The sequence below is a fragment of the Devosia sp. genome, from assembly GCF_017307565.1.
GTDB lineage: Bacteria > Pseudomonadota > Alphaproteobacteria > Rhizobiales > Devosiaceae > Devosia.
This window is the reverse complement of sequence record NZ_JAFKHD010000450.1, coordinates 1-11,258: the sequence shown is the minus strand read 5'-3', so window position 1 is coordinate 11,258 and position 11,258 is coordinate 1. Positions and strand designations below refer to the sequence as shown.

General features: G+C 61.4%; 8 protein-coding genes. 2 read left to right on the top strand and 6 right to left on the bottom strand.

Translation table 11 applies throughout. The annotated features are described in order from the left end of the window. Window positions 1–643 precede the first annotated feature (643 nt). A complete protein-coding gene (locus J0I64_RS19855; protein WP_291411513.1) occupies window positions 644–2,614 on the top strand; it encodes a M23 family metallopeptidase in 1,971 nt (656 codons plus the stop codon). A gap of 4 nt (window positions 2,615–2,618) precedes the next feature. On the opposite strand, the gene J0I64_RS19850 is transcribed toward J0I64_RS19855, so the two are convergent. Both J0I64_RS19850 and clpB read right to left on the bottom strand, forming a co-directional pair. Next, window positions 2,619–2,960, bottom strand: coding sequence for a VOC family protein (locus tag J0I64_RS19850; RefSeq protein ID WP_291411511.1), 342 nt, complete (start codon window positions 2,958–2,960; stop codon window positions 2,619–2,621). Window positions 2,961–3,083: 123 nt separating this feature from the next. Further along, window positions 3,084–5,699, bottom strand: a complete 2,616-nt coding sequence (gene clpB, locus J0I64_RS19845; protein WP_291411509.1) for an ATP-dependent chaperone ClpB — start codon at window positions 5,697–5,699, stop codon at window positions 3,084–3,086. Window positions 5,700–6,084: 385 nt separating this feature from the next. Between clpB and J0I64_RS19840 the strand changes: the two genes are divergently transcribed. Continuing rightward, the gene (locus J0I64_RS19840) at window positions 6,085–7,746 is read left to right on the top strand and encodes a GGDEF domain-containing protein (RefSeq protein ID WP_291411507.1); all 1,662 of its coding nucleotides are present in this window, start codon (window positions 6,085–6,087) and stop codon (window positions 7,744–7,746) included. Between the two features lie 121 nt (window positions 7,747–7,867). On the opposite strand, the gene J0I64_RS19835 is transcribed toward J0I64_RS19840, so the two are convergent. The 4 genes from J0I64_RS19835 to J0I64_RS19820 all read right to left on the bottom strand — a co-directional run. Next, on the bottom strand, window positions 7,868–8,494 hold the full coding sequence (locus J0I64_RS19835; RefSeq protein WP_291411504.1) for a DUF4167 domain-containing protein: 627 nt from the start codon (window positions 8,492–8,494) through the stop codon (window positions 7,868–7,870). Window positions 8,495–8,835: 341 nt separating this feature from the next. Next, window positions 8,836–9,726, bottom strand: coding sequence for a peptide chain release factor N(5)-glutamine methyltransferase (gene prmC, locus J0I64_RS19830; protein ID WP_291411515.1), 891 nt, complete (start codon window positions 9,724–9,726; stop codon window positions 8,836–8,838). A gap of 8 nt (window positions 9,727–9,734) precedes the next feature. After that, the gene (gene prfA / locus J0I64_RS19825; protein ID WP_291411502.1) at window positions 9,735–10,811 is read right to left on the bottom strand and encodes a peptide chain release factor 1; all 1,077 of its coding nucleotides are present in this window, start codon (window positions 10,809–10,811) and stop codon (window positions 9,735–9,737) included. Window positions 10,812–10,889: 78 nt separating this feature from the next. Beyond that, a partial coding sequence (locus tag J0I64_RS19820) for a putative PEP-binding protein (protein WP_366933766.1) occupies window positions 10,890–11,258 on the bottom strand: 369 nt, incomplete at its 5' end.

Here is an 11,258-nt window from a genome sequence, read left to right as displayed (position 1 = left end):
GTGAGGCAATCGCCTCAGATTTCTTTCCGCAAAACAAACCCACCGTCCGGTCACCCGGCAGCAAATCCGCCCTGTCAGAAGTCGCCGTCAGTGGGAACAACCAAGGCCGTTCACGTCGTCAGCGAGGCGGTATCTAAGTTAGACAAACCAACATGTCAACCGCATATTAGAATTTCAGCAGAGCTGATTTTCTGAGACGCTTAATGTCGAATTTAGTATTCGTTTTCAGCGTCTTGCTTCAGTCTTTGGCGTCTTGCGGCGCCGCGGTCTTCAGCGATGAGCGGGTTATAGGGGGGAGCCGTTTTGCTGTAAAGCCCCTCCATGACAAAAACGACATTATCCGCTTTTGAGAGCGGTGCGCGTGTGGAAAACTCGACTGAACCACCAGAGATTGCAGTGCTTGGGCGCGGTTTCGTCTCAACTCCCGCAATGTTCCGTTCTTCTGCCGGTCTCTGGCCGACTAGCGGCGGGACCTGGGCGAGAGACGAGTCTCCCCGCTTTCGCCGCATTTGACGGAGATATGACGACCATTGAAAACATCGTCCGCTCTCCTTAGGCTGCGGCTCGCTCTCTCTATATAGAGAGAAGAGGGCGCGCATCTGGCCCGCGGGGGAAGACCTATTCAATATCGAAGGACGGCGCGTTGAACGCTGCGCAAAGAAATCGCCACGCTTCCCTGCTGCGGGCCAGCGGGTTTGAAGATGGCCCAGCACTGACGGTTCAGTCGACTGACGGCGAAATCCCGCAGGGACGCGAGCTCAGCTTTGCCTGGCTCAGCGGCACCGTGATGACCGGCCTGACATCCGTGCTGCTGATGGGCGCGGCTCTTTATGTATCCTTCCAGGGTCAGGACACCTTCTCTACTGCCTATAAGGCACTCCAGCTCGCCGCCCCCAAACTCGAGCAGCCCTTTGCCACCGATATGACGGCAAAGTCCTCCCGCATTCGACCGGTTGCCGAAACGAGGTCCGATCTCGAAACCATCGAGGCCTCCATTCGCCAGGTGGTCGACGGACGCGAAATCCTGCGCAACCAGCCCTTCATCCGGCTGCGCGCCACGCTCGCGACAACCGCGACCTCGCTTTCCGCCGATGCGCCCGCCTATGATCCGGTGGCCATTCTCAATGCCACCCGCCCCCTGCAGGCCGGCGCGCTCGATCTCAATGCCGACGTCTATGGCACCGATGTCGATGGCGAAGTGGCCGTGCGCCAGGCGGATATGCCGCTGAGCACGATCCCCGCCCGCACTATTACCGACGAAATCGCCGCCGACTTCGTGCGCGGCTCCGCCGAAGCCACCTTCTATACAGAGGACGCGCCCCCGACCCTGGCCTATGCTGCGCTCGGACCGAGCCTTGATGCGCTGGCCCGCGATGGCGGCACCGTCTCTCCCAATGGCATTGCCGAAAACGTCACCGTCGTTCCCAAGACGACGCTCGCTTCGGCCAAGGGTCTTGGTCGCACCGAGCGCTTTCTGACGGTTCGCGAAATCGGCCCGCTCGCCGACACCCTGATCCGCAACGGCTTCAGCCGCGCCCAGGTGTCGATGGTGGAAAACACCCTTGCCAACCTCATTCCCGCGGGCGGCCTGCCCGCCGGCATTCGCCTGCGCATTCTCTATGGTCCGCTGACCAGCGACAGCAACAGCCTCGTGCCCTATCGCATGTCGATCTACCGGCCCGAAAGCATGGCCGGCGATCCGCACATCGCCACCGTCGCCCTCAGCGACAATGGTCAATATGTCGTCGGCCTGCAGCCTGATTGGGTCGATTTCCCGCATGAAGACATCGAACAGATCAATGTGGGCAACCTGCCCACCGTCTATCGTTCGATCTGGGAAACCGGCCGCAAGCACGATCTCGATAACGACACCATCGAGCGCATCATCGGCATGTTCGCCTACGACATCGACATGACCAAGCGCATCTCGGCCGGCGACACCATCGAAATCCTCGAAACCCAGGATGCGCCCGAGGCTAAGCCGGAACTGCTCTATGTGTCGCTGACCCTGTCAGGCACCAAGCGTCAGCTCTATCGCTTCGCCACCCAGGACGGCACCGTCGATTTCTATGACCCCGATGGCGAAACCGGCAAGCGCTTCCTCAATCGTCGCCCGCTCGAAGGCGGCGGCACCCTGCGCTCGCGCTTCGGCTATCGCATCCACCCGATCTTCAAGACCCGGAAACTCCATACCGGTGTCGATCTCGCCGCCCCCTCGGGCACCCCGATCTACGCCTCCGGTGATGGCACCATCCAGTATTATCGCTGGCAGTCCGGCTACGGCAACAAGATCGAGATCCAGCACGTCAACGGCTATGAAACCGCCTATGGCCACCTCTCGCGCTTCGTCGATGGCCTCGGCGTCGGCTCCAAGGTGCGCCAGGGTCAGCTCATCGGCTATGTCGGCTCCACCGGCCAGTCGACCGGCCCGCACCTCCACTTCGAGATTCTCATCCACGGCAATCTCGTCGATCCGCTGAGCGTCAAGCTGCCCAAGGACAATGTGCTGGCCCCGCAATATCGCGAGGCCTTCAAGCAGGCCATGGGCCAGATCAACGATCTGCTGGCCCGCGACGGCAGCCCCACCAAGGTCGCTGCCGCCAAAACCCCGTAAAAATCTAGTCTTCGCGTGACACCCAGACGGCAAGTTCATTGCCGCCTGGCTCGCGGAAGTGGAAGCGCCGGCCGCCGGGGAAATCGAACTGCGCCTGGGTGATGACACCACCGGCCGCGATCACCCGCTGTTCCGCCGCATCGAGATCGTCCGTGCGGACGATCGCCATGGTCGCCGCAACGCGGCCTTCCGCCTGGTCGATGCCCCCGTCGATCCCGGCATTGTCGAGCCCATCGTAATCCGGCCCATAGCTGGTCATGCCCCAACCGAACGCCGTCTTGAAAAAGGCGCTGCTCGCCGCCCGGTTGGTCGAGGGAAACTCGATATAGTCGATCTTGTCAGCCATGCTTTGCGCGCCCTTATGTTCCTTATTTGTTCTAGTGCAGAATCGAACCTCGAACAAGCCTTCGCAGATCCAAAAAAGAAGGGCCGGTCAAACGACCGGCCCTTCCAACACATTCAGCATGCCCTACGCAGCTGCGTCAGCCTCGCCCTTGCCACCGGGCAAGAGCAGAATGCCATCATCATCGGCATCGACCACCACGCGTTCGCCATCGGAAACCTTGCCCGAGAGAATTTCCTCGGCAAGGCCATCCTGCACTTCGCGCTGGATGACGCGCTTGAGCGGCCGCGCACCATAGGCGGGGTCATAGCCTTCATTGGCCAGCCACTCCCGCGCCTTGGGCGTCAGTTCCAGAGAAATATCCCGGTCCTTGAGCAGCTTTTCGAGGCGTCCGAACTGGATATCGACAATGGAACCCATATGCTCGCGACCAAGGCGATGGAACAGCAGGATCTCGTCGATACGGTTGAGGAATTCCGGCCGGAAAGCCGCTTTCACCGCATCGAGCACCTTGCCGCGCACCAGCTCCACCGGTTCGCCATCCTTCAGATCCACCAGGTATTCGGCCCCGAGGTTCGAGGTGAGAATGATGACCGTATTGCGGAAATCGACCGTACGCCCCTGCCCGTCCGTCAGCCGCCCATCGTCGAGCACCTGCAGCAAAACATTGAACACATCCGGATGCGCTTTTTCGATCTCGTCGAAGAGCACAACCTGATAGGGCCGACGCCGCACGGCTTCGGTCAGCACGCCGCCTTCGTCATAACCGACATAGCCCGGAGGGGCGCCGATCAGCCGGGCCACGGAATGCTTCTCCATGAACTCGGACATATCGAGCCGCACCATCGCGGTTTCGTCGTCAAAGAGGAACTGCGCCAAAGCCTTGGTCAATTCGGTCTTGCCGACGCCCGTTGGCCCGAGGAACATGAACGAGCCAATCGGCCGGTTCGGATCCTGCAAGCCGGCGCGGGACCGCCGCACGGCCTTCGCCACGGCAGCCACCGCCTCCGCCTGCCCGATGACACGAGCGCCAAGGGACGTCTCCATATGGAGAAGCTTTTCCTTTTCGCCTTCCATCATCCGGTCGACGGGAATACCCGTCCAGCGCGACACCACTTGCGCAATGTCGGTCGGCTCCACGGTCTCCTTGGCCATCACAGGATCAGGCTTGCCGTCGCCATCCGGATCATCGGCCGATTTCAGCCGCTTTTCGAGATCGGGAATGACGCCATAGGCCAGCTCGCCTGCCTTGGCGAGATCGCCCTGGCGCTGGGCAATTTCGAGCTGCGAACGCGCCGCATCCAGCTCTTCCTTGAGCTTTGTAGACCCCTGCAGCCTTTCCTTCTCGGCAAGCCACTTCGAGGACAAGGCCTGCGCCTGTTCCTCGAGCCCGGAAAGCTCATGCTCCAGCCGATCGAGACGCGTCTTCGACCCGTCGTCGGTTTCCTTCTTCAGCGCCTCGCGCTCAATTTTCAGCTGCATGATGCGCCGATCAAGCTCGTCCAGCGCTTCGGGCTTTGAATCGACCGCCATGCGCAACCGCGCCGCCGCTTCATCCATCAGGTCGATGGCCTTGTCGGGCAGGAAGCGGTCGGTGATGTAGCGATTGGAAAGAGTCGCCGCGCTCACCAGCGCCGAGTCGGCAATGCGAATGCCGTGATGCAGCTCATACTTTTCCTTGAGGCCACGCAGGATCGAGATCGTGTCTTCCACGGTCGGCTCGGACACGAACACCGGCTGGAAACGCCGGGCCAGGGCCGGGTCCTTCTCGACATGCTTGCGATATTCATCGAGCGTCGTCGCGCCCACGCAATGGAGTTCACCGCGCGCCAGGGCAGCCTTCAAAAGATTGGACGCATCCATGGCGCCATCGCTCTTGCCCGCGCCAACCAGCGTGTGCATTTCGTCGATGAAGAGAATGATCTGCCCTTCGGCCGACTGCACTTCGCTGAGAACGGATTTCAGCCGCTCTTCAAACTCGCCACGATATTTCGCGCCGGCAATCAGCGCGCCCATGTCGAGCGCAAGCAGGCTCTTGTTCTTGAGCGATTCCGGCACGTCGCCATTGACGATACGGATGGCAAGACCCTCGGCAATCGCCGTCTTGCCGACGCCGGGTTCGCCGATAAGAACAGGATTGTTCTTGGTCCGCCGGCTCAAAACCTGAATGGTCCGCCGAATTTCCTCGTCGCGCCCAATGACGGGGTCGAGCTTGCCCTCGCGCACATCCTGCGTCAGGTCGCGCGCATATTTCTTCAGCGCATCGTAGGCGTTTTCGGCCGAAGCCGAGTCAGCCGTACGCCCCTTGCGGATTTCCTCAATGGCCGTATTCAGCCCCTGCGGCGTCACCCCGGCCGAAGCCAGAATCTTGCCCGCATCGGTATCTTTCTCGACCGTCAGCGCCAGCAGCAGCCGCTCGGCCGTCACATAGCTGTCGCCAGCCTTCTGCGCTGCGCTCTCGGCTGTGTCGAAAACACGGGCCAGTTCGCGGCTCAGGTAAAGCTGCCCGGCATCGCCGGATACTTTTGGAATTTTGTTGAGTGCGGCTTCAACGCCGGCGCGCGCCGCCTTGGCGTCGCCACCCGCGCGTTCAATGAGACCCGAGGCCAGCCCCTGGTCATCGTCGAGCAGCACCTTGAGAAGATGGACCGGCGCGAACTGCTGATGGCCCTTGCCCAGCGCCGCTGTCTGCGCGCTCTGGATAAAGCCGCGCGAGCGCTCGGTGTATTTTTCGATATTCATTCAACTCTCCTTGTCTCGCTCGCCACCCAGCCCTCAAAAGGCACCGGCATGACGACGGAAGCGTCGGTGATGAAACGCCCGCACCAGCAGTTTGGCAGCAAAAGGGCATCGCTCTTTTGCGCTTGATCAAACGGCCAGCTTGAGTTCGGCGCGCTCCAGCATCGAAGAGATATATGGGGAGGTTTTCCGGTGCGGCAATGCCGCCAGCCACCCAAATCGAACCCGGTTTGCAACGTCCGGCAATGGCCCGCAGACTCCCTGATGTTTCGCGCTCTATTGTGACGTATTCGCAAATATATCGGTAAAGATACGCTCACCTTGTTGTCCGAAGAGGGGTTGTGACTCTCAAGATTAAGACACACTGTACCAGTAACCCCGGAGTTGAATGACGTTGGTTTCGGACTATCGTATCGCCGCAAACGACGGCGTTGGTGGCGCTCATGAGCCGGATAGCCCGCGCGGCCCGCAACCGTCCGCAATCGTGGTCAGGGTAACCCTGGCCATTGCCGTCCTTTGGGTGCTGCTGGTGGCCGGCATCGGGTTCTGGTTGTCGCAGAGCAGTCTGACCGAAGAGCTCGATAATCTGGCGGCCAGCGCCGAATATGAGACCCAGACCACTGCAAGCATCATCGACCGGCTCTTCACCGAGACGACCAGTGTAGCCAATATGGTAGCGCGTCAGGGCCAGGTGATCGAGCTCGCCAGTCTTTATCGACGCGACCCACCGGGTCTTGACGAACTGACGCGCGAAGAGCGCGCCGCGATCTTCACCAGCGATGTTCTGGTCCGCGACGTCGGCGACTACATGACCGGGCTCGCCGACGATCTGCACTATGCCCGCATTTACATCAACAACCTGTCGCAGGACACGGTGGCATCGAGTCACTGGACCGAAGAATTCAATATCGTCGGCCAGATTTATGCTGGCCGGGCCTATCTCCTCGACGCCCTGACGCACGGCAGGGGGCAGATGTTCGGCATCGCGCGTCTCAATCAGATGCCGTCCTATTTTGTGACCAGCCGAATCGAGGGAACGGACAGTGTGCCCCTCGGCTCCGTCACCGTCAGGCTCGATGCCCCTGTCATGGCGCGATACCTGACGGGCCGGCATATTGCCCTGATCGTCAACAGCCAAGGCCGCGTCACGACCGCGTCGCACGAGCGTTTCATGCTGCGCAATGTCGCCGCCCTCCTGCCACCGGATGCGATAACGCCGGGCGAGAGCGATGAAGGGCCCGGCGAGCCGATGAACATCGCAGCAATGGAAGCGCCAGAGGCGCAGGACCAGTGGCTCATCGATGGCACGCCGTATCTGATGCGCAGCCAGCCCTTGACCGATGCACAATACCAGCTGGTCACGCTTGCCCCTCTGGATCACCTGGCCCCCATGAACCGCCGACATATCTGGGCCGCCGGCGCCGTCGCAGTGATCGGCCTGGCCCTGATCGCGCTTTGCGGCGTGATCGCAGCACAGCGCGCCGTGCGCCGGCAGGAAGAACGCTATGCGGCCAATTATGATGCCCTGACCGGCCTGCCCAACCGGCGCGTGGTGCAGGCCGAACTGGATCGCTTCTTCTCCGTTGCAAGGCGAGCGCAACAGTCGGTACTGGTGGCCTTTATCGACATGGATGGCTTCAAGACGATCAACGACACCTATGGCCACGGCGTAGGTGACCGCTTCCTGGCCGAGGTCAGCCGGCGCTTGCTGACGGGCCTGCGCGATGGCGACATGCTGGGCCGCTGGGGAGGCGACGAGTTCATTGCGATCAGCCTCACAGCGCGTCCAAAAAGCGACGCACCCGATCGCGCTGTCGATTTGATGCGCAACCGGCTGGCGCCGTTGTTGATCGACACCTACACCTTGGCCGGACGCGTCTTTGAATATTCAGGGGCCAGTTTCGGTATTGTCTGCGCCGACCCCAGGCTCAGCACCCCGCAGGCGACACTCATTCAGGCCGACAAGCTGATGTACGCCGACAAAGAGGCGCGGCGCGATCCGCACCGGGCGACCTCCAAGGCGGCCCAGCTCAAAGCGCGTTTCGACTAACAACCTCATCGGGCAGGACACTGTCGGCCACGCGAATTGCTGGCTCGACAAGAGGTTCTCTCAGCGCCCAAAGTCCAGCAAACAAAAAGGCCGGGCATCGAGCCCGGCCTTTTCAAAATTCTTACTCCGCTGCCGGAGCCGTACCCGCCGTCAAAAACGCCGGCAATTCGCCGACATCGGGCTGCGGCGCATTGGCCGGATCGACGCCGCCTTCACCGCCAGCCGGACGACGGCGACGCGGACGACGCTCGCGGGGCTTGCGGGCCGGCTGTTCGCCGCCTTCGGCAGCAACGGGCTGGGGGGCCGCTTCGCCACCCTCGGCCGCAACCGGCTCGCTGCTTTCGGCAGCGGCAGCTACGGTGCCGGGCTGTTCTTCTTGGGCCTCATGACCCTGGTTCACCTGCACCGGCTGGGGCGAGGAGAAGCGCGAGTTGATGTCGGAGACATCGTCATCGAACTCGTTATCGTCCGGGCTCTGGCCATCGCGCTGGCCATTCATGGCCTGCTGGGCAGAAGAAACGATACGGAAATAATGTTCGGCGTGCTGGAGATAGTTCTCCGCCATCACCGAGTCACCGGACGACTGGGCATCGCGCGCCAGCTGGAGGTATTTTTCGGCGACGTGAGCCGCATTGCCGCGGACCTTTACGTCCGGACCGTTGCTCTCGTAGTTACGCGACAGCGGGTTAACATGCTTGCGGCCGCCATTGCGGTTACGCTGCCGGTTCTTGTTCTGATTTGGTCTCATCGGGTCGCTTTGTCTAACTCTAGATCGGTAAGCGTCACATCTGGGCGGACCGGACTTGTCGCCGGTCTGGCCCCACATCCCGCGAACATCGCTTTGGATGGGGTTATACTGGTTTCATGAAGACCGTATGCTCTCTGCAGCGCCCTCGGAATGATCCGCCCTTCTGATCCCGCTTGGTCCCGAAAACCGGAACAAGCACGGCCCTTGCCGCAAGATTTGGATATAGGGTGTGGTCGCTGCGGCGCCCATGATGCGCCATTGACAGCACGATCAAACTAGCGGTTTTCGCCGGTCTTGACCAGCACAAAGTATCCAGTGCCGGGTTTCTGTGCTTTTGCACGCTAGATGTGGTGCGCCGAAACCACACGATCAAGCCCCGCAAGGTCCTTCTCGACCGAGATTCGTGAAAATCCCGCCGCCGCAAAGAGATTCGAAACCGCCGCGCCCTGGTCATAACCAATCTCGACCAGCACTTTGCCGCCCGGCTTCAACCATGCGCCCGCCTCGGCCGCGATGATCCTATAAGGCCCCAACCCATCCGGCCCGCCATCCAGCGCCAGCCGTGGATCAAAATCCTTCACCTCTGGTGCGAGCGTCTCGACGACCTCGGACGAGATATAGGGCGGATTAGAGAGAATAAGGTCGAAGCGCGATTCTTCAGCTCGATCGTCTCCCTCCCCCTTGTGGGGAGGGAATGAGGGTGGGGGTAAGAGAGCCCCGAACCAATCCCCCTGCCGCAAGTTCAGCCGCCCGCTCACCCCATTACGCTCGGCATTCCTCCCGGCCATTTCCAGCGCTCGTGGATTGATGTCGCTTGCCACCCCGGACGCATCCGGCCGGTTCGCCAGAATGGAAATCGGAATGCACCCCGACCCCGTACCAAGATCGACGAAGCGTCCACCCGTCGGCAGCGCTTTCAGCGCCAGATCGACCAGCAGTTCCGTGTCGGGTCGCGGCTCCAGAGTTGCCTCGTTGAGCGCGAACTCGAGCCCATAAAATTCCTTGTGCCCGATGATCCGCGCCACCGATTCACCAGTCAGCCGCCTCTGCATCAGCTCGGACACGCTCGATGCCAACAGTGTGCTAACAAACTCGCTCTCGCGCGTCGCCAATTGCAGCGCGTCAAAACCCAGCGCGTGACCAACAAGCAGCTTGGCGTCCAGCGTCGCCGTACCGGCACCATTGGCCGCCAGCACATCCCGCCAGCGCCGCCAGAGCGCGCCAACGGTAATGGCCTCGCTCAGTTGGAACTCTCCATGGCCGCGAGCTGCGCCGCCTGGTTTTCGGTAATCAGCGCCTCGATCAGTTCATCCAGCGCTTCGCCCGCTATCACCTTGTCGAGCTTATATAAAGTCAGGTTGATCCGGTGATCCGTCACCCGGCCCTGCGGGAAATTATAGGTACGAATGCGCTCGGAGCGATCGCCCGAACCCACCTGCCCCTTGCGCTCGGCCGAGCGGGCGCTGTCGCGTTCCTCGCGCTGCATTTCATAGAGCCGCGCCCGCAGAACCACCATGGCCTGCGCCCGGTTCTGGTGCTGCGACTTCAGCGCCGACGTGACCACGATCCCGGTCGGCAAGTGAGTGATACGAACCGCCGAGTCAGTGGTGTTGACGTGCTGCCCACCGGCGCCCGAAGCACGCATCGTGTCGATGCGGATATCTTCATTTCTGATATCAATATCAATGTCTTCGACCTCGGGCAGCACCGCCACCGTCGCCGCCGACGTATGAATACGCCCCGACGCTTCCGTCGCCGGCACACGCTGCACGCGGTGCACGCCGGACTCGTATTTCATCCGCGCATAAACGCCCTTGCCCGAGACATTGGCGATGATTTCCTTAAAGCCCCCCATATCGCCGGGGCTCTCTTCCATCACCGTCACCTTCCAGCCGCGCGTCGCTGCATAGCGCTCATACATGCGGAAGAGGTCGCCGGCGAACAGCGCCGCTTCGTCCCCACCGGTGCCGCCACGAATTTCAAGGATGATCGACTTTTCGTCGGCCTCGTCCTTGGGCAGCAGCATGATGAAAATCGATTGGGTAAGAAGCTCAATCTTTTCATCGAGTTCTTCGATTTCTGCCATGGCCATCTCGGCCATGTCCTTGTCCGGTCCCTTGGCAAGGGACTCGGCCTCGGCGCGGTCGCGCTGCGCCTTGTGGTAGGCATTGATCTCGCCCACGATCGGGGAGAGATCAGAATGCTCCTTGGAGAGTTTTGCCAGTTCGTCCGGGCTCGCGCCGCCCGAAAGGGCAGCTTCGATATATTGGAAACGGGTGGCAAGCGCTTCGAGCTTGTCCTCTGGCAAAGCGGGCATACTGGGTCTTTCCGGAGCTATCGGGGCTCTGGATAATCGCCAGCGCCACCAATCGCAAGCAGAACTAGGGTTGCGACCCTAGCCCATGGGCAGGTTCTGCTTCTCCACCCATTCCTTCAACAGATCGCGAATGGCAACACCGTCGGCCCCAACGCTGAGTGCCGCAGCCACCGCTTCCTGGATCGGCTTGAGCTCGAGATTGAGCACCAGTTCCTTGATCGGCCCGATGGATGCCGGCCCCATGGAAAGCCGGGTCATCCCGATCGCCATCAGCGCCAGCGCCTCCATCGGCTTGCCGGCCAGCTCGCCGCACATGGTCACCGGCTTGTTGTGCCGGCGCGCCGCATCAACGACGAGGCGAAGGGCCCGCAGGCGCGGCAACGCGATGGGGTCATAGTTCTTCGACACGCGCGGATTGGCCCGGTCGGCCGCCGTCAGAAACTGCAC